The 19,531-nt window shown below is 42.9% G+C and carries 14 protein-coding genes; 7 read left to right on the top strand and 7 right to left on the bottom strand.

The window, feature by feature from the left end; translation table 11 throughout:
* Positions 1–14: 14 nt before the first annotated feature.
* From pepN to msrC, 5 genes are all read right to left on the bottom strand, one after another.
* Positions 15–2,621, bottom strand: a complete 2,607-nt coding sequence (gene pepN, locus J4N43_RS07565; RefSeq protein WP_062730583.1) for an aminopeptidase N — start codon at positions 2,619–2,621, stop codon at positions 15–17.
* Between the two features lie 226 nt (positions 2,622–2,847).
* Positions 2,848–3,513, bottom strand: a complete 666-nt coding sequence (locus J4N43_RS07560) for a hypothetical protein (protein ID WP_062730582.1) — start codon at positions 3,511–3,513, stop codon at positions 2,848–2,850.
* Positions 3,514–3,708: 195 nt separating this feature from the next.
* Positions 3,709–5,715 (bottom strand): carboxy terminal-processing peptidase, encoded by a 2,007-nt coding sequence (gene prc, locus J4N43_RS07555; RefSeq protein ID WP_062730581.1) that lies wholly within the window; start codon positions 5,713–5,715, stop codon positions 3,709–3,711.
* Positions 5,716–5,732: 17 nt separating this feature from the next.
* A complete protein-coding gene (gene proQ, locus J4N43_RS07550) occupies positions 5,733–6,359 on the bottom strand; it encodes an RNA chaperone ProQ (protein WP_005377435.1) in 627 nt (208 codons plus the stop codon).
* Between the two features lie 97 nt (positions 6,360–6,456).
* Entirely contained in the window at positions 6,457–6,930 is a 474-nt protein-coding gene (gene msrC / locus J4N43_RS07545) for a free L-methionine (R)-S-oxide reductase MsrC (protein ID WP_017634278.1), read from the bottom strand.
* A gap of 92 nt (positions 6,931–7,022) precedes the next feature.
* Between msrC and J4N43_RS07540 the strand changes: the two genes are divergently transcribed.
* The 4 genes from J4N43_RS07540 to rsmF all read left to right on the top strand — a co-directional run bounded on the left by J4N43_RS07540 (position 7,023) and on the right by rsmF (position 14,322).
* Positions 7,023–8,819, top strand: a complete 1,797-nt coding sequence (locus tag J4N43_RS07540; protein ID WP_005377431.1) for an ABC transporter ATP-binding protein — start codon at positions 7,023–7,025, stop codon at positions 8,817–8,819.
* Between the two features lie 24 nt (positions 8,820–8,843).
* Positions 8,844–10,094, top strand: coding sequence for a paraquat-inducible protein A (locus J4N43_RS07535; protein WP_005377429.1), 1,251 nt, complete (start codon positions 8,844–8,846; stop codon positions 10,092–10,094).
* Positions 10,087–12,735, top strand: a complete 2,649-nt coding sequence (locus tag J4N43_RS07530) for an MlaD family protein (RefSeq protein ID WP_053350776.1) — start codon at positions 10,087–10,089, stop codon at positions 12,733–12,735. Before J4N43_RS07535 ends, J4N43_RS07530 begins: the two co-directional genes overlap by 8 nt.
* Positions 12,736–12,885: 150 nt before the next feature.
* Positions 12,886–14,322: a 16S rRNA (cytosine(1407)-C(5))-methyltransferase RsmF gene (rsmF, locus tag J4N43_RS07525; protein WP_053350775.1), complete on the top strand. Its 1,437-nt coding sequence runs from the start codon at positions 12,886–12,888 to the stop codon at positions 14,320–14,322.
* 282 nt (positions 14,323–14,604) lie between these two features.
* Here rsmF and J4N43_RS07520 read toward each other — a convergent pair whose 3' ends face one another.
* Positions 14,605–15,438 (bottom strand): CvfB family protein, encoded by an 834-nt coding sequence (locus tag J4N43_RS07520; RefSeq protein ID WP_017633794.1) that lies wholly within the window; start codon positions 15,436–15,438, stop codon positions 14,605–14,607.
* A 192-nt stretch (positions 15,439–15,630) separates the two neighbouring features.
* Here J4N43_RS07520 and J4N43_RS07515 point away from each other — a divergent pair, with 192 nt between their 5' ends.
* Positions 15,631–16,983 (top strand): hypothetical protein, encoded by a 1,353-nt coding sequence (locus tag J4N43_RS07515; RefSeq protein WP_005377421.1) that lies wholly within the window; start codon positions 15,631–15,633, stop codon positions 16,981–16,983.
* 33 nt (positions 16,984–17,016) lie between these two features.
* Here J4N43_RS07515 and J4N43_RS07510 read toward each other — a convergent pair whose 3' ends face one another.
* Complete coding sequence (locus J4N43_RS07510) at positions 17,017–17,514, bottom strand: DUF4442 domain-containing protein (protein ID WP_005377418.1); 498 nt, start codon at positions 17,512–17,514, stop codon at positions 17,017–17,019.
* Positions 17,515–17,886: 372 nt separating this feature from the next.
* Between J4N43_RS07510 and J4N43_RS07505 the strand changes: the two genes are divergently transcribed.
* Positions 17,887–18,945 carry a 3-deoxy-7-phosphoheptulonate synthase gene (locus tag J4N43_RS07505; protein ID WP_005377417.1) on the top strand — a complete coding sequence of 353 codons (1,059 nt, stop codon included), beginning with the start codon at positions 17,887–17,889 and terminating at the stop codon, positions 18,943–18,945.
* A gap of 21 nt (positions 18,946–18,966) precedes the next feature.
* Complete coding sequence (locus J4N43_RS07500) at positions 18,967–19,449, top strand: YajQ family cyclic di-GMP-binding protein (protein WP_005377415.1); 483 nt, start codon at positions 18,967–18,969, stop codon at positions 19,447–19,449.
* The last annotated feature ends 82 nt before the right edge of the window (positions 19,450–19,531 follow it).

Genomic DNA, 19,531 nt, shown 5'->3' with positions numbered 1-19,531 from the left:
TATTGTGTTGTTTACTATTCGTCTAGTGCTTTAGTCACTTTTTCGAATAGATCTTTAGCAAGATTATCCATTGCTTTGAGCTTTTCAAGTTCTGCACGAATCATTGCTTGGCGAGCTTCATCGTATTTACGGAACTTAAGCAAAGGATCAATCATTCGAGAAGCTACTTGTGGGTTCGAATCATTTAGTTGGCGAAGAATTTCACCGGCAAACTGGTAACCTACACCGGATTTATCATGGAAACGTACAGGGTTCGCACTTAAGAACGAGCCAATTAAGCTGCGCGTACGGTTCGGATTTTTCAAACTAAATGCTTCGTGGTTCATGGTTGCTTTTACTTTTTCAAGAGCATCCTCTGCAGGATTGCTACCTTGAAGTGCAAACCACTTATCCATAACCAAACCATCGTGCTTCCATTTATCGCTATAATCAGCCATAAGTGCTTCACGACACTCGAGCTGAGCGTTATTTGCAGCACTCATCGCAGCAATCGTATCTGTCATGTTATTTGCAGATGCGTACTGCGCGTTGACTAAATCATTACCTTTTTCCGTATGTGCTAGGTACTGAAGGCAACGGTTACGTAAAGCACGCTTACCAATAGCAGCATGGTCGATCGTATACTCTGTTTGCTTAAGCGTGTGATAAGTTGCACTTAGCTCATCTTCTAACTCTTTAGAAAGTGACACTGTAATGCTGTTTAGCACTTTGTCTACGGCATCGATATCAATTTGCTGGTACCAACCAGTAATCTCATTGATTGAAGGCATAGAGAAAACTTGAGCAATGAAAGCTGGCTCAAGCGTTTCATCCAACAGCACACCGCGGAAAGCATCTATCACACCTTCAGAAAGCGATACTTCTTGTCCCGCTTGAACGTTTTTCACATTCTGACGAATGTATTTAGCCAATAGCATTTGGCTAGCGTCCCATCGAGCAAAATCGTTCGTTGCGTGCTTCATCAAGAAGACTAACTCGTCATCGCTGTAATCGTATTCTAATTTGACTGGTGCCGAGAATTCACGCAACAAAGATGGCACTGGCTGTTCTTCGACATTTTCAAATACGAACGTTTGCTTATCTTGTTTAATATCCAGCACGTTATGAACAGATTCACCGTTAATCACCAGTGGGATAACTCGACCTTTCGAATCATACAACTCGATATCGAACGGAATATGCAGCGCTTGTTTTTCTGCTTGGTCTTGCGTCGGCTCCGTAAATTGCTCTACCGTTAGTGCGTAAGTTTTTGCATCAGCGTTGTATTCGCTATTTACGCGTAGCGTTGGTGTACCCGATTGGCTGTACCACAAACGGAACTGTTTTAAATCAACACCGGTGGCATCTTCCATTGCAGAAACAAAGTCTTCACACGTCGCGGCGGTACCATCGTGACGTTCAAAATAAAGTTTCATTCCTTTTTGGAAGCCCTCTTCGCCAAGGAGTGTATGGTACATGCGAATAACTTCGCTGCCCTTTTCATACACCGTTAGCGTGTAGAAGTTATTCATCTCAATGACTTTGTCAGGACGAATCGGGTGAGACATTGGGCTTGCATCTTCCGCAAATTGAGGACCACGAATAATACGTACGTTATCAATACGGTTATCAGCACGAGAACCTAAGTCAGAAGAGAATTCTTGGTCACGGAATACGGTTAAGCCTTCTTTTAGACTTAGTTGGAACCAGTCACGACAAGTGACACGGTTGCCAGTCCAGTTGTGGAAGTACTCATGACCGATCACAGCTTCGATACCTAAATAGTCACGATCTGTCGCAGTTTGATCGTTCGCCAGAACATATTTTGAGTTAAAAATGTTCAAGCCTTTGTTTTCCATTGCACCCATGTTGAAGAAATCAACAGCAACGATCATATAAATATCCAGATCGTATTCCAGGCCAAAGCGTTCCTCATCCCACTTCATCGAGTTGATCAAAGATGTCATCGCATGACCTGCACGATCTAAGTTACCTTTATCAACAAAGATTTCTAAATCAACACTGCGACCTGACATCGTTGTATATTTGTCACGCAATACATCAAAGTCGCCTGCAACAAGGGCGAACAAGTAAGCTGGTTTTGGATGCGGATCCTGCCATTGAACCCAATGACGACCGTTCTCTGCATCACCTTCTGCAATTCGGTTACCATTGCTCAGCAAATATGGGTAAGCCGCTTTATCTGCGATCACTTTTGTTGTGTATTTTGCTAGAACATCCGGACGGTCTAGATAGTACGTGATACGGCGGAAGCCCTCAGCCTCACACTGAGTACAAAATGCGCCGCCTGATTTGTACAAACCTTCGAGTGCTGTATTCGCTTCAGGATCAATTTTGGTGACGATTTCAAGTTCAAACTCGGATGGAAGATCGGTCAGTACCAGCGATGACTCCTTCACCTTGTGATGAGCCCAATCCTCACCATTTACTTTTACAGCGCGTAGCTCAAGCCCTTCGCCATCGAGTTCTAGCGTTGTTGTATCGCCTTTTTGAGCAACTTTTGATACCGCCGTAACGATTGTGTCATTGTCATATAGATCAAAAGTAAGATCGATATCAGTAATCGCATGAGATGGCTCTTTATAATCTTTACGATATTTGGCCAGGGGAGCTTGAGACATGAGCATAAATCCTTGTATGTCGAACAACAAAAATACCAGACTGCATGATCAAAAATGCAGTTCTGGTATCACTATATAAGCTATTTGTAGGGGTTGTGGTATCAGAATACAAGTCTTTCCATCAAAAAACGGAGCTTTTAGTGCTCTAGCTCCGTTTTTTGATTAACATTTAAACAACATTAATGACTTACCGTACGCACGCGTAATTTGGCGCATGTTAAAGGCATCATGGCGTAACTCTATTGAGTACGGCGTACATATCACCATTGGAATCTTCGATCGTTAGCTCATTCTTGTTGAGCTTATACGTGGTTCCATGCTCGCCATTTTCATACAACAGAACCAGAAACTCATCTTCTGTGTAAAACACACCTTGTTTGATGGACTCATCCCCTTCTTCGTTCGAAACCCTAAACATGAACACGAAATCAGGTTGAAGTATCAAATCCATCTGATTAATGTTGTTTGCCACAAGACCGTCGCCAGATACGTGAGAGCTAGACCAAATACCTGCAAGTGAATTGGATAATCCCTTAGTGAATGTTACACCATTAAGATCAAGCGTATTATGGTTGTTGCGATAGGCATAAATTTGAGGCTCGTCGGTGTTTAAACCAAGAACGATGGTGTCTTCATTTGCGTTATACAGCCCTTCCCAATGGTCAACGGAATAGTCTTTCTTTTGAATATCAATAGAAAAGCTGTAGTCCGAACCTAATGAGAGTTTGATCGCGCGAAAGTTTTCAGCCGACTCTTCGGGGTTTGGGTTCATTAAATACCAGTCTCCGATGAGAAACGGCGTGTCAAAGTGACTTAATTCATCTTCTCTGGTGTTTTCTCCACCAACCACACTAAAGCAGCAAAAGCTAAGTAAAATAAAGAACCACTTCATATCGGCATCCTTATCGTTTTCTTTTAGCTTAGCCAGTAGTCTTCACTTTCGCGAAATTTTAGATGTAGATCACGTAAATTATTGGGAAAAAATAAGCGAATATCTTACTTGATACTCAATACAAACAAAGATGAAAAGACATAAAAAAAGAGTGAGCCTGAAAGACTCACTCTTTTTACTTTGAATTGCCAGTTATTATGACTGATTTTTCTGCTTGAGTAGATCAACCATAATCGCGACAGACTCATCTAAATAAACATCAGGCGCTTCATAATCTTTAGGTATATCATCCAATGTTTTGAATGCTTCCTTACCTAAAGCAGCTTGACGCTCATTGATGCGTTGTAAACGAAGTGCTTCCGCTTTATCCGATTCAGCTTTACGAACTTTTTCGTTCAAAGACAAAGTATTATCGTCTTTTTCTTTACGATATTTCTCGATGTCTTCATTGATAAAGCGGAACTCCATTTCATCAGAAATACGCTTGTTATGAAGAGCAGTAAGTTTTTCAACTAAGGCGTCGTTACTTGGAAACGTTTGATATTGTGCTTTATCAATCTGATCCCAAGGTAAAGCATTGTCTTCAACACTTTCACCTGTTTCAGAAGCCTCAATTGGCGTTGGGTACGAAATATCTGGTGCAACACCACGATTTTGCGTACTTCCACCGTCAATACGATAAAACTTCTGAATCGTGTACTGAACATAACCTAGCTCTTTATCGAAAAGATCGTAAATATGATTCAGTGAACGATGTTGCTGAACTGTACCTTTACCGAAAGAGTTTTCACCTAAGATGATTGCACGATTATAATCTTGCATTGCCGCTGCAAAAATTTCAGATGCTGAAGCACTGTAGCGGTTAATCAATACCGTCAATGGGCCATCATAACTCACTTTTCCATCGGTATCGGCATTCACCTTGATGCGGCCATAGCTGTCACGAACTTGAACTACAGGACCTTCTTTAATGAATAAACCTGTCAATGCCGTCGCTTCTGTTAGCGCACCACCACCATTGTTACGTAGATCAACGATTACGCCGTCAACGTTTTTGGTTTTCAACTCAGCTAGTAATTTATCGGTGTCTTTCGATAAGCCGACGTAGAAACTTGGTACTTCTAAAATACCAATCTTCTTACCGTCTTTTTCGATGATTTCTGACTTAACCGCACGATCTTCTAAGCGAACTTTGTCACGAACAATTGTGACAATGTAACTCTTCGCATCGTTACCTTCTGGCAAGATCTGTAGATTAACCTTTGTGCCTTTAGGGCCTTTGATTAACTGAACAACATCATCCAGACGCCAACCGATCACGTCGACAATTTCTTCACCGTCTTGTCCAACACCAGTGATTCGGTCCCCTTCACCAAGTTGCTTACTCTTTGATGCCGGACCGCCAACAACAAGTGAACGAATTACTGTGTAATCGTCTGTCATTTGCAAAACGGCACCGATGCCTTCTAGAGAAAGGTTCATTTCCGATTGGAATTGCTCGGCATTACGTGGAGAAAGGTAGCTTGTATGAGGGTCAACCTGTCGCGCGAAGGCGTTCATATACAACTGAAATGCGTCTTCATTGTTGGTCTGTGTGATGCGCTTCATCGCGTTGTTATAACGCTTCTCTAAAACTTCTTTAATCTCTGGCCACTCTTTGCCAGTCAGTTTCAGATTTAACGCGTCATATTTCACACGCTTGCGCCACAACTCGTTGAGCTCTGCTTCGTCTTTTGGCCATGCGGCTTCAGAGCGGTCTAACTCTATCTCGTCATCGGTATCAAACTTGATCTCTTCATCGAGTAGAGTTAACGCATAAGCAAAACGATCGAAACGCTTCTGCATTGAGAGGTTGTAAACATCAAAAGCAATTTGGTTGTTGCCCGATTTAAGCTGATCATCAAGCTCGACTGACCAATTTTTAAATGAATCGATGTCTGCTTGAGTGAAAATATTTCTATTGTAATCAAGCAACTCTACATAGCGTTCAAAGATCGCTTTAGAGAAATCATCATTGAGGCTGAAGTGCTTATAATGAGAGCGGGTAAATCGCGAGGTGACTCGCTTGCTAGCTGTTTCATGCTGAACTTCAGGAGAAAGAACCGGCAGGTCATCTTTATGTAGTTTGGCTTCAAGAGCCTGAGCTGATGCTGCTAGCCATAAGCTAGCAGCAATCAGGGTCACTTTTGAACGGCAATTCATGCGTAGGAGTATCTCCTTTATGCGCGCAAGTGCTCCGCTTTCACAACCATTTGTAGGCCGTTAGCAAGTTGAACACGTACATCATCCTTATTGATTTCAACAATGGTCGCTGCCATGTTTCCTTTGCCCATGTTCACGTTAACTGCGTTACCTACTGTGATTTCATCAGCATTTAGAGCGCGCGTTTCTACAGGCTTAGTTGGTTTTTGTACTTTTGGTTTATTAGTACGACGAGGCTGTTGAGGCTTTTTAGCCGCAGGTTTCGCTTTCGCCTTACCCTCTTCACGAGCTTTTTGTGCTTGTTCTTTACGACGAGCCTGAACTTTCGCCTTGCTTTCTGCAAGTGTCGCTTTCGCGTGTTCAACGTGCTCTTCTTCTAGCTCACCACAAGGGTTGCCATCTAGGTCTACACGTACTGCACCTGGTTTTACACCGTGTAGGTAACGCCATGATGAAGTGTACTGTCTTAACGCTGCACGAAGCTGTGTTTTGCTTACTTTTTCGTCTTCATTTAGACGTTCCGCAAGATCTTGAAAAATACCAATTTTCAGAGGTTTTGCTTCACCTTCTAAAGTAAAGCACTTAGGGAAACATTCAGCAATATATGCAATAACTTCTTTGCTGTTTTTTAACTTTTCAGTCATGAGGGGTCCTGATTTGAGCGGATTTCCGCGAGCATTAAGAAAAAATATTCTCGTATTATAGTGACATGCCAAGGAAAAACCACACTCGAAGGCTAATTTATGCGTCGTTCGCGTGTGAATTAAGCAGCTTTTCTACTTCAACCATGAAATGAGTGAGACCTTCTTCGTCTGTTTCATTAAATCGGCCAATACTTGGACTATCAATATCAAGTACACCAACCACCTTTCCATTAATAGAAAATGGAATCACAATTTCTGAATTGCTCGCTGCATCGCACGCAATATGCCCCTCAAATTCGTGAACGTCGTATACTCTTTGTATAGTATTAGTTTGTGCAGCAGTACCGCAGACGCCTCGACCCATTGGGATACGAACACAAGCTGGTTTTCCTTGGAACGGACCAAGAATAAGCTCTTCACCTTTTGTTAGGTAAAAGCCTGCCCAGTTAAGATCGTCAAGTTCCATGAAAAGCAATGAGCTCAAGTTTGCTAGGTTCGCAATAAAGTCTGGTTCAGACTCAATTAGAGCAACAGCTTGTTTGGTTAGTCTTTGGTATTGTTCTAAGTTCATATTAACTTCCTACTTACTATAAAAGCTTCCATTCTCAATGTATGGCGCTAAAATGCAGCCCTACTTTATAATAGGACTTATTCTCAATTACAATGCTTCTGAAAAATGACACTATTAGCCGTTCTTGGTTGATAACACAAGTAAAAAAGCACAAGTCCAAGCTGATCATAGCGAACTTGATAGCGGTGCTTGCAACCTTGATTAGTGTTCCAATTCCCCTCCTCATGCCTTTGATGGTTGATGAGGTCTTATTGGACCAACCTGCAAAAGGTTTAGATGCCATGAATGCCATTCTCCCTGAAGCGTGGCACACTCCGACAGGCTATATTTTCTTCACCCTGTTCTTGGTTGTTCTTATGCGAGCTGCGAGCCAAGGATTAAATATCCTTCAAAGCCGACAATTTACGCTTGTTTCAAAAACCATCACGTTTGAGATGCGCAGTAAAATGATCGACAAACTCGGCCGTATCAGCATCCGACAATACGAAACCAAAGGTAGCGGAGGAATCAACGCACACCTTATCACTGACATTGAGACCATTGATAAATTTATTGGTTCTACGTTAGCAAAATTCGTTATCAGTTTTCTGACTGTTATTGGTACTGCTATCGTTCTACTTTGGCTCGATTGGCGACTTGGTCTGTTTATCCTGTTAGTTAACCCTATTGTCATTTACTTCTCACGTAAACTAGGCAGTATGGTTAAACATCTGAAACGGAAGGAAAATCATTCTTTTGAAATTTTCCAAAACCGTTTAGTTGAAACATTAGATGGAATCTACCAACTACGCGCGGCCAATAAAGAGCGAGAATTTCTCCAGCAACTCAAAGACAGTGCGAACCAAGTTCGCGTTGATGCAGACAAGTATGCTTGGCAATCTGAAGCGGCTGGTCGCGTTTCTTTTCTTCTCTTTTTGATCGGCTTTGAATTATTCAGAGCTGTCGCAATGTTAATGGTCATGTTCAGTGACCTTACTATTGGCCAAATATTTGCCGTTTTTGGTTACCTATGGTTCATGCTTTCTCCTGTTCAAGAGTTGCTTGGGATTCAGTTTTCTTGGTACAGCGCTAAAGCCGCATTAAAACGCATCAACGACTTATTAGAGTTAGAAGAAGAGCAGAGACCGGTTCCTAAGGTAAATCCTTTCAAAGAAGGTAGAGAAGTTGATGTTAAAGTAGAAAACATTAATTTCTCTTACAATAATGAAAACAAAGTCCTAGATAATCTTTCTTTACATATGCCGGCAGGAAAGAAAGTGGCGTTGGTTGGTGCAAGCGGTGGTGGTAAGTCAACCTTGATACAATTACTTATTGGGGTTTACCGTCAAAACTCCGGTAGCATTCGCTTTAATGATGAATTAACAGAAGATATTGGTTTTGAAGTAATTCGCGACAAAATTGCCGTGGTATTACAGCAACCTATACTATTTAACGATACCTTGAGGCATAATCTAACGCTTGGTGGGAATTTTGACGAAATGTCACTTTGGCGTGCGCTTGAAGTGGCTCAGCTGCATGATGTAATTTCTCAACTTAACCACGGCTTGGATACTCAAGTTGGTCGTAATGGCATTCGTTTGTCAGGAGGTCAACGACAACGGCTTGCCATTGCTAGAATGGTGCTGAGTAATCCTCAATTTGTTATTTTAGACGAAGCCACGTCTGCGCTAGATACCGCTACTGAAGCGGCTTTACACAAAGCACTGACCGAGTTCTTACGTGGTAGAACAACATTAATCGTTGCGCACCGACTATCCGCTGTGAAACAAGCCGATTTGATCTACGTGCTTGAAGATGGGAAAGTGACGCAAACAGGTACTCATGGTGAGTTAGTTGAGCAAGAAGGCTTATATCAAACCTTATATGGGGGCATACAGTCCCACGCTTAAATCGTTCAAGCTAGAGAGGTCGTTATGACCTCTCTGTCTAAGCACGCCATGCAACCCAATAACGTACGTTTGTGCCAAGGTTGTGAATTGCCTGTCGACATCGTCGACTTACCCCATGGCAAAAATGCACACTGCCCTCGTTGTGGTACACAATTATATCGCGGAGGTAGCCCTAGCCTCTCTGGTAATCTAGCCGTCGCGATAACCTGTATCCTACTATTTATTCCATCGCACTTTTTTAACTTTATTAGCATCCGACTCTTTGGTGTGATGATTCCGGCAACCCTGCCTTCAGGGATGATCACATTGATGGAAGAAGGATTTGTTCTTCTTTCATTGCTCATTCTATTTTGTAGCTCTCTAGCGCCACTGACGGTTTGTGTTTCAGTGGTAACGGCGCATATTTCTTTACATCAACGATGGTTCCGTGGGCTTCGTATCTCACTGTGGCTAATTCAACATTTGAAGCATTGGGTTATGTTGGATGTGTTCTTAGTTAGCATCGCCATTTCCTGTTTTAAACTCCAAGATTATTCCGACATTTTCGTCGGCCCAGGGTTAATTGGTCTGGTTCTTTTGCAGATATTTACCGTTTTGTTAGTTTCAAGAATCAGCGTGCGTCGTTATTGGGAAGCTTGGAAGCCAGAAAGTTTATATGCTTTTGAGCATAAAGATGTGCATTGCCATGAATGCCACTTGTCCCAGCCTGAAGGTGACCATTGCCAGCGTTGTCATCACGAGTTATATCATCGCAAGCCAAACTCCATTCAGAAAACATGGGCTTACCTCATCGCAGCAACGGTCGCCATCTTCCCCGCTAACCTGATCCCTATTTCCATCTTGCTTACCAATGGTAAGCGTTTGGAGGACACTATTTTTTCAGGCGTGGCTGGTTTGGTAAAAAGCGGCATGTATGGAATCGCTGCGATCATTTTTGTTGCCAGTATCGTTGTCCCGGTGATTAAAATACTTGGGCTCGCCTACATCATGCTTTGCATCCAATTCAAACGTTCGGTGTTTAAGAGACAACGAATGATGGTTTACTTTGTTGTTAAATGGATCGGTAAATGGTCTGTGATGGATTTGTTTGTTATTTCTATCATGATGACGTTAGTCGATCGTGGTCAGATACTGGATTTCACACCAGGATATGGCGCGGTAGCATTTGGTGTTGTCGTTGTATTGACCATGCTTGCAGCAGAAAGTATTGATCCAAGGCTAATCTGGGACCAAACAAGCCCAAAACAATCAGAAAAAGAGTCAATGAATGAGTGATCAGAACAGTTCTCAAACGTCATACGTACCAGATGTAAAGCGGAGTAAAGGCATATCTCCTCTTTGGCTGTTGCCAATTTTGACCATGGTCTTAGCTGGCTGGCTTGTTGTGAAGTCGATACACGATGCAGGACAACGAGTGCAAATCTATTTTTCTGATGCCGCTGGTCTGGTCGCCGGCCGAACCACTATCCGTTACCAAGGATTAGAAGTCGGCATGGTAAGAGACATTAACCTCACCGAAGATCTCGGCAGTATTTATGTCGATGCTGATATCTATCCTGAAGCTGCAAAGTTACTGAACGATAAAACACGCTTTTGGTTAGTAAAACCAACAGCTAGCCTAACGGGAGTTTCCGGACTGGATGCGCTCGTCTCAGGTAACTACATCTCGATTCAACCCGGAGATGGTCAAGAGTTTGAGACAACATTCCATGCGTTAGACTCTGCCCCAACAGATTTACGCGTTTCTCAAGGTTTGAATATTAAGCTCAAAAGCCGTGATTTAGGTGGTGTATCGGTTGGCTCTCAAATTGTTTATAAGAAAATCCCAATCGGTGAAGTGTACAGTTACCAGCTAGATGAAGATGCAAAATCTATCACTATTCAAGCCAACATTCAGGATCAATACCGACATATCATTAACAACCGCAGTCGATTCTGGAACGTCAGTGGAATTGGTGCCAGCATCGGTTTTGAAGGTGTCGATGTAAGACTAGAAAGCATGAGTGCCTTACTAGGTGGCGCCATCGCCGTCGACTCTCCGGATGATGGTGAGCCTGTAGAAGAGAACACCGAGTTCCGTTTGTATAAAGATTTGAAAACTGCTGGTCGAGGCATCGCGGTTAAAATCGTCCTACCTGATGACAGCAAGATCAGCGGAGAAGGCGCTCCAATTATGTATCGCGGAATCGAAATTGGCCAAGTTACGGACTTGAGCCTTTCCGAAGGCCGAGAAGTGATATTGGCGTCAGCGGCAATTCAACCCGCTTTTAGTGACATGCTGACGACAGGTACTCGATTTGTCTTAGAAGAAGCAAAAGTGTCCCTTTCAGGTGTTGAAAACATTGCTAATTTAGTGCGAGGAAACTTCTTAACGATCGTGCCGGGCGCGGGTGAACGCTCTCGCCGCTTTACTGCCATTCGTAAAAACGTGTTTAACCAACAGCAAGAAAAGTCCATCGCGATTCGTTTGGTATCCGACAATTCGTTTGGCCTAGATAGCGGTGCCAATGTACTTTATAAAGGCATCGTTGTTGGTTCAATCATCAAAGTGGGCCTAGTCAAGGAAGATAAAAAATCACAACACGAAGTATTTATGGATGTATTGATTGACCATGAATACAAACATCTGATCAAATCAAACAATCGTTTTTATGTAACCGGCAGTGCGTCAGCAGAGTTAACTGAATCGGGGCTCAGCGTTACCGTTCCTCCAGCAAAGCAGTTGTTAACCGGGTCAATTAGTTTTGTGAGCGAAGGCAAGCAGGATATTCCAAAAGAGTATCAACTGTTCCAAAATGAATCATTGGCTGAATTGGCGCAGTACAATCAAAGTGGCTCTAGGGCTCTAACACTATTTGCTTCTGAATTGCCGCCGATTTCCAAAGGCAGCCCTCTACTCTATCGTAATCTTCCAGTTGGTAACGTCTCCGATTTCCAACTAGTTGATGGCGGAGTACTAATTAAGGCTACTATCGAAAACCGCTTCGCTTATCTTGTAACGCCACAAACCGTTTTTTGGAATCGTTCAGGGATTGAGATAGATGCATCATTAGCTGGCGTCAGTGTGAAAGCACACCCTTTGAAATCGTTAATAGAAGGTGGCATCGCTTTTGACTCCGTGCCAGGCGTTGAAAACAAAATCGGAGAAAACTGGAAGCTGTATTCTGATCAAAAAACCGCTCGCAAGTTTGGGCGCGTCATTGCTTTAGAAACCGACGGTTCGCAAGAGATTGCTAAAGGAATGCCGATTGAATATCAAGGTGTTAAAGTTGGTGAAATCACTCTGGTTGTACCGAATTTTCGTCGTAACATGGTTGAAGTCACTGCAAGGATCCTACCTGAATACGTAGAAAACATTGCGGTTGAAGGCTCACATTTTTGGCTAACTGAACCAGAAATTGGTTTAGGTGGCGTTAAAAACCTCGGGGCGTTGGTGTCGAAATCCATCAGTGTTGAACCAGGTAAAGGTAAAGCTAAATTTGATTTTCAATTAGAAAATAGTTCAGAACGTGTGCATGGAATCATGTTTACGTTACAAAGTGAACAAAGAGGCTCAGTACAAGTCGGTACCCCTATTCTTTACCGCCAGATGGAAGTTGGCCAAGTGACCGACGTAAGCCTAGGAGAATTTGCTGATCGCATCGTCACGACTATCAAAATACAGCCTGAATACGCTTACCTCGTTCGTCAAAACAGTGTGTTCTGGAATGTTTCAGGAGTAGATGTTTCCATCGGGCTTACCGGCGCTAACATCAAAGCGGGAACCTTTGATAGTTTAGTTCGCGGAGGAATTGCGTTTTCAACGCCAGAGCAATCGACTATTCCACCAGCGGCAAAGAGTGGGCAATCTTTCTTTTTGTATCCACAAGCTGAAGAAGGTTGGACTCAATGGCGTACAGCGATTCCTAAGCCGTAGAATAAAGCTCAATTCACGTACAATTGAAGTTTGATCACTTTAAAAGAGCAGCAATCGCTGCTCTTTTTTAATGCTCGGCCCTTGTCACTATTCGTTTCTGCTTCGCTTTCGTATATTATTTGCCACAAATTCTGCAAACGAGATCCCACATTGCATCCTAATGTTTACATCCCAGACGCGTTTCTGGAAAAAATCCAAACCATCCTTCCTGCTCACCTCAACATGGAAGACTTTATCGCTTCGTGCCAAAAGCCACTGCGCAAAAGTATTCGAGTTAATACGTTGAAGATCAGTGTTGAAGCGTTTCTAGAACGAGCAGAAACAAAAGGCTGGAAGCTTTCTCCTGTGCCTTGGTGTGACACAGGTTTTTGGATTGAAGCGGATGAGTCAGTTGTACCATTAGGCAACACAGCAGAACACATGTCTGGCTTATTCTACATTCAAGAAGCCAGTTCGATGATGCCGGTATCTGCTCTGTTTATGAATGATGAATCTTACGATGCCGTGTTAGATACCGCAGCCGCTCCAGGCTCAAAAACCACTCAAATTGCAGCTTTAATGAACAACGAAGGTGTACTTGTGGCCAATGAATACGCCGCAAGTCGTGTAAAAGTACTGCACGCTAATGTGGAACGTTGTGGGGTACGTAACGCCGCACTAAGTAACTTCGATGGACGCGTTTTTGGCGGTTGGCTACCAGAACAATTTGATGCGGTTTTGCTCGACGCGCCTTGCTCTGGAGAAGGCACCGTTCGCAAAGACGAAGATGCGATGAAAAACTGGACGCAAGCTTCCGTACTCGACATCGCTGACACGCAGAAAGATCTTATTGAAAGCGCCTTCCATGCATTAAAGCCCGGTGGTGTGATGGTTTACTCAACATGTACGCTCAGTACAGAAGAAAACCAACAAGTTTGTCATCACTTGAAAGAAACCTTTGGGGATGCTGTAGAGTTTGAAAGCCTTGAGAACTTGTTTGAGAACGCAGAGGCAACTCTAACTGAAGAAGGCTTTTTGCATATTTTCCCGCAGGTCTACGACTGTGAAGGGTTCTTTGTTGCAAGAATTCGCAAACTGGCTGCTGTTGAGGCGCCAGAAGTCAAAAAGCGCATGGGGAAATTCCCCTTTGCTAAAACTTCAAAAAAAGAATCGACAGAAATTGCTCAACAACTCCAAAGCGCGTTAGGTATTAAACTTCCAAATGACAGTTCTGTATGGCTTCGCGATAAAGATGTCTGGTTATTCCCTAATGCTTTAGAACCGATGATCGGCGAATTACGCTTCTCCCGTATGGGTATAAAGATCGCGGAAGCCCATAAAAATGGCTACCGTTGGCAACACCAAGTCGCGACTGCCCTGGCGACAGGTTCTGAAAGCAACGCCATTGAACTCAGTATTGAAGAAGCGCGCGAATGGTACATGGGGCGTGATGTTCGCCCACAAACCATTCCTGAGGGAATGAAAACAGGTAAAGGCGAAGTACCTGTCACCTATCAAGGCGCAGTTATTGGCCTTGGCAAGTGGGTAAGCAACCGAATAAAGAATGGTCTTCCTCGCGAATTAGTACGAGATAAGAACTTATTTTAAAGAAGTAGCGAATCATAAATAAATGAAAAGCCATCGTATTTGCGATGGCTTTTTAATTCGTAAGTATGAAAGCAACTGGGCTCGCTAGCGATCCGGATACGCTGTACTAAACTAGTTGTATCAAAGTAATGCTTTGATGTGGCATTTCTCTCTATGTTCACCAACAAAATTATTGTTGGACAAGTTTAGCGCAGGCTCTGCGGAGCCGTTTCCCCTAGGCCCAAAAAAAGGAAAAGTTTGGGCCGTTTTTTTGGCTGCAGATCCGCTATACGTGAGTTAGGACTACGCTAGACGAATACCGTCTTTCTCAATGACAATTTTACCCTGCTTGTATAAGCCACCGATGGTCTTTTTATAAGTCCCTTTACTTGTGCGGAAAGCATCAAAAATCGCTTCAGGAGACGACTTGTCATTCAAAGGCAAAAATCCGCCTTTCTTCTCTAGCAGGTCAAGGATCTTACTAGAAAGATCGTCCATTTTCGCCACACCAACTTTTTGTAGAGCAAGGTCGATTTTGCCATCTTCACGAATGTGCTTAATAAAGCCTTTCAGCTTTTTACCGATGTAAAGCTTACCAAAAACATCCGATGGGAAAATCATGCCCCAATGCTTACCGTTAACGATAGCTTTATAACCAAGTTGACTACGCTCTGCGATGATCAAATCAACTTGCTCGTTAACTTCATAATTCGCTGGAGTTTTATCTAACCATTTATTGAACTTAGTCGTACCAACAATGCGACCTGACGCTTTGTCGGTATAAACATACACTAAAATGGTTTGTCCGGCAGAGAAGCGAGTGCGTTGCTCACTAAAAGGAATCAGTAAGTCCTTTTCTTTGATGCCCCAATTTACAAAAGCACCTGTCGCATTCACACCCTCAATCTTCATTAAACCCCATTCACCCACTTGGGCAATTGGTCTTTCAATGGTCGCAGCAAGTTGGCTTTCTGAATCGAAGTACAGAAATACGTCTACATGCTCACCAATTTCAGTACCCTCTGGTACATACTTACTAGGTAGTAGAACAGAACCGTAATCATCGCCATCCAGAAATACGCCAAAATCAGCCTTTTTAATGACTTCTAAGCTGTTAATTTGACCAATTTTAATCATTGATTTTGTCTCTTTTTAAATTTACGTGGAATTATACCTAAACTAACAAGAAAATCAGAGAGAAAAGCATAGTGCTCTGTTATGCTGTTGTCGTTCAGCTATATGCCCCAGTCACTCTTTTAGCACTCTTATACTTATCTGCTCAACGGAACGCATAAGTTAAGAATGCTTTAGCAAAGTCAGGAGCTTTCTTTGGTCACCGTCGATAAACAAGACTCAATAACATTAAAAATCAGTCATGCACTCGCAAAGAGCAAAAGTGTCGACCTAGATATTTACTTTTTTATACCTGGTGAGCTTGGTTTAAACGCCGATATCATCAGTGAATCCGAATTTTATTACACCTCAATAACACAGCAACGATCTTATTACAGTACTGAAATCCTTCTTCCGCTAGTACACAGTCGACTTGCCAAACGTGGACGCCTGTCGAATCAGCAATACCGAGTAAGTTTGAGTTTGTTCGCTTACCAATACGTTATCGCGCTAGACAAAGCTGTAGCAAGTTTAAACAAACATGAGAACAACTCCGTAACGGAAGATGAAGTGGACGAAGTTATCGAGCTCACGCTTGAGATCTTAAAGCGCTTGCGGCGTTCTATTCCTTACGAAGAGAACTTAAAACGCTACTACGTTAACATCGATAACTATCTGTCTTGGTATACCGAGCAAAAGTTCCTGTCACTGGTGGCCCACCTACCACGTGAAGGCGACTATGGCACGATCAAGAAGCGCCTGATCACGCTATGTGAGAAAGAGCAAGCCCATCGTAAACTCAACAAATACAACTCATCAAGAGTCGTTGAAGACGTTACTCGCTTATCTAACAAAATGCGCTTGCTAAGGCGATTGATTGAACACCCTATCGTGCTTCGTGAAGAAACCATATCGATGGGTAACAACATCAAGCGTGCAATCAAAGGCATTGCAACCGGTTTAGTTATGGTTGTCGTGACCTCTACCGTGATTCTCGCTCGCGATTATCTGGGGGAAATTTCTGCCTCATTCATTATCGCGATGTCTTTTATTTACGCTTTACGAGAAATCTTTAAAGATGATTTACGCGATGCTATGTGGCGATGGATCCGTAAAGGCAAGCCAAAATGGCGTAAGAAGTATGTTGATCCAACGACGAAAAAAGTGGTTGGCAAAAAATTGGAGTGGCTCGATTATCGTACCTTAAGTAGCTTGCCGGATAAGATTCAAAGAATACGTAAAAAACGCGTCGTTCAACGTGAAGAGCAGATTCTTCATTATCACGAGAAAACCGAAATGGCGACCTCTCTTTTCTTGAGTGGTTACGAACAAACGAGAGAAACATTGAACATCAGTTTACGCCCTATCATCCGCTTGATGGATAAAAGCTCAAACCGAGTTTACCGTTTAAATGAAGGTCAAGTAACCAAAGAGTCAGTAGAGAAACGTCATTTGCTCAATGTGATTGTCAAAGAGGACAACCACACCGATGAGCCTGTTTATTACCGCTGGAAAGTGGTCTTAAATCGCTCCAAAATCGTCTCTATCGAGAAGATTGAACTCAATTAAGCCAACGCCTTTAAACAAACGAGCCACAAACCACTAGGCAGCCTCTTTTCTTTGTTGGGCTGCTTTTTTTATCGAAAGAGTAAGCGAGAATTCAGCCATTGGCTCGTCACCATGTAAGTTAGGACACAGCGCGACAATTTTTACGTCACGATTTACTCGTTCACCCGTTGCCAAGGTGTGCTCGAGCATCTCATCAATGACATGACCATCGTTACAAACAAAGTGCACATCGGCTTCCGGGCGCTTTAAAAACTCGGCTTTCACCCCTTTAAATGCCAGCGAGATCGCTTCTCCCTTTTCTTGCGCTTTACTCATAGCAAGAAAACCACCAGCAACATCAGCGCCAACGGCTAAAGCGCCGAAATACATGCTATTCAGGTGGTTCTTCGTCCTTCTGCGCAATGGGATACGAACCTCAACATGCTTGCTATCTATCGCAATGATTTTAGGGTGGCAAAGCCAAATCAGCGGCACTTTTGAAAAGCCAAACAGATTTAGATACAAATTCGCACGACGTAGAGCTGATAACATTTTGGTCTCCTTACCAATCTAGTCAGACCAGTTAATCAACGAAAGAAATAGATGTCAAAGAAATGTTAACAAAAGCTCGATCTCACGAGTTATTTAACCTTCAGGAAGTGACGGCGTCACCCGTAAGGTATGAAGTTTATCGCAGTTACTTAGATTACCTTACAGCGAGATAGAGAAAATGGTTATAAATTCAAATGTATATATATTGATTTAATGATCAAGTTTTGTCATTTATACATAAGTCATTTAAATGAATACCTACACCTTTGTATACAATTCGGTATTTCCTGGCGAAGATTCCCGTGAAACGGTTTATTCCTGCCTGTAATTCCGTTATCTTTACCCCTTCGCAATAGAGAATAAAGCTATAACATGCCTATAAAAACAGATGAATTGAGAACCCAACCTTTGGGTCCAATGCCTACCCCAGCAGAGCTAGGTAGTGTACATCCTATTACGGATGACGTTGCAGACCGTATCGCTCAATCTCGTCGTCAGATTGAAAACATTTTATCGGGTGAAGACAATCGCCTTCTTGCGATTGTAGGTCCGTGTTCTGTTCACGACACTGAAGCTGCCATTGATTACGCCACTCGTCTGAGTGAAATCCAAGACAAGTACAAAGACGAGCTATTTATCGTGATGCGTACTTACTTTGAAAAGCCTCGTACAGTAGTTGGTTGGAAAGGTTTGATTACGGACCCTAACCTAGATGGTTCTTACGCACTTGAAGCTGGTCTTCATAAAGCTCGTAAACTACTACTGGATATCAACAAGCTTGGTCTTGCGACTGCTACTGAGTTTCTTGATATGATCACTGGCCAATACATCGCGGATTTGATCACTTGGGGCGCGATTGGTGCTCGCACAACGGAATCACAAATTCACCGTGAAATGGCGTCGGCACTATCTTGCCCAGTTGGTTTCAAAAATGGCACAAATGGCAACGTAAAAATTGCAATTGATGCAATTCGCGCATCGAAAGCATCGCATTACTTCTACTCGCCAGATAAGAACGGTCGAATGACGGTTTACCGCACAAGTGGCAACCCTTACGGTCATATTATTCTGCGCGGTGGAGAAAAAGGCCCTAACTTTGATGAAGCATCAGTCAAACAAGCATGTGATGCTTTAGCTGAGTTTGGATTGCCACAACGTTTGGTTGTGGATTTCAGCCATGCAAACTGTCAGAAGCAACACAGAAAACAAATCGACGTAGCTCAAGACATTTGTAACCAAATTAAGTCAGGCAGCACTCGTATTGCGGGTATCATGGCAGAAAGCTTTATTCTTGAAGGCAATCAGCCAATGACTGACATCAATAACCTAACGTATGGTCAGTCTATTACAGATCCATGCCTAGGTTGGGAAGACACTGCTACAATGCTAGATATGCTGGCAAGCGCTGTTAAGTCCCGAAAGTCCCTATAACAAAATAATCAAGGAATCTTCATGCCATCGTTTGATATTGTTTCTGAAATCGATACGGTTGAACTACGTAACGCCGTTGATAATGCTAACCGTGAATTGTCTACTCGTTTCGATTTCCGCAACGTAAATGCGAGCTTTGAGCTAGTAGAAGAAAACGTAAAAATGTCTGCGGAAGGTGACTTCCAACTTAAGCAAATGCGCGACATTTTACGCGGCCACTTAGCGAAGCGTAACATTGACGCGAACGCAATGGATGCACAAGACCCAGACGTTACTGGTAAAAACTGGCACCAAACTCTGCTTTTCCGCCAAGGTATTGATACTCCAACGGCGAAAAAAGTAGTGAAACTTATCAAAGACGCAAAGTTAAAAGTACAAGCTTCTATTCAAGGCGACAAAGTACGTGTTACCGGTAAGAAACGCGACGACCTGCAAGCGACAATGGCAGCGATTCGTGAAGCAGAGATGGGTATCCCATTCCAGTTTAACAACTTCCGTGATTAATCAATCTGAGAAGTAAATAAAAACGCCAGCGCATAATCCGCTGGCGTTTTTTATTGGCTTTAGTGTAACGAACTACGTATCC

It is taken from the genome of Vibrio sp. SCSIO 43009 (genome assembly GCF_023716525.1).
GTDB lineage: Bacteria > Pseudomonadota > Gammaproteobacteria > Enterobacterales > Vibrionaceae > Vibrio > Vibrio alginolyticus.
This window is presented reverse-complemented; position numbering and strand designations above follow the sequence as displayed.

Coding starts and splice junctions, on each gene's coding strand:
- J4N43_RS07520 (WP_017633794.1), bottom strand. CDS start 15,438: ATGATTAAAATTGGTCAAATTAACAGCTTAGAAGTCATTAAAAAGGCT.
- J4N43_RS07530 (WP_053350776.1), top strand. CDS start 10,087: ATGAGTGATCAGAACAGTTCTCAAACGTCATACGTACCAGATGTAAAG.
- J4N43_RS07500 (WP_005377415.1), top strand. CDS start 18,967: ATGCCATCGTTTGATATTGTTTCTGAAATCGATACGGTTGAACTACGT.
- J4N43_RS07535 (WP_005377429.1), top strand. CDS start 8,844: ATGACCTCTCTGTCTAAGCACGCCATGCAACCCAATAACGTACGTTTG.
- msrC (WP_017634278.1), bottom strand. CDS start 6,930: ATGAACTTAGAACAATACCAAAGACTAACCAAACAAGCTGTTGCTCTA.
- J4N43_RS07540 (WP_005377431.1), top strand. CDS start 7,023: ATGCTTCTGAAAAATGACACTATTAGCCGTTCTTGGTTGATAACACAA.
- J4N43_RS07505 (WP_005377417.1), top strand. CDS start 17,887: ATGCCTATAAAAACAGATGAATTGAGAACCCAACCTTTGGGTCCAATG.
- J4N43_RS07560 (WP_062730582.1), bottom strand. CDS start 3,513: ATGAAGTGGTTCTTTATTTTACTTAGCTTTTGCTGCTTTAGTGTGGTT.
- proQ (WP_005377435.1), bottom strand. CDS start 6,359: ATGACTGAAAAGTTAAAAAACAGCAAAGAAGTTATTGCATATATTGCT.
- pepN (WP_062730583.1), bottom strand. CDS start 2,621: ATGTCTCAAGCTCCCCTGGCCAAATATCGTAAAGATTATAAAGAGCCA.
- J4N43_RS07510 (WP_005377418.1), bottom strand. CDS start 17,514: ATGTTATCAGCTCTACGTCGTGCGAATTTGTATCTAAATCTGTTTGGC.
- prc (WP_062730581.1), bottom strand. CDS start 5,715: ATGAATTGCCGTTCAAAAGTGACCCTGATTGCTGCTAGCTTATGGCTA.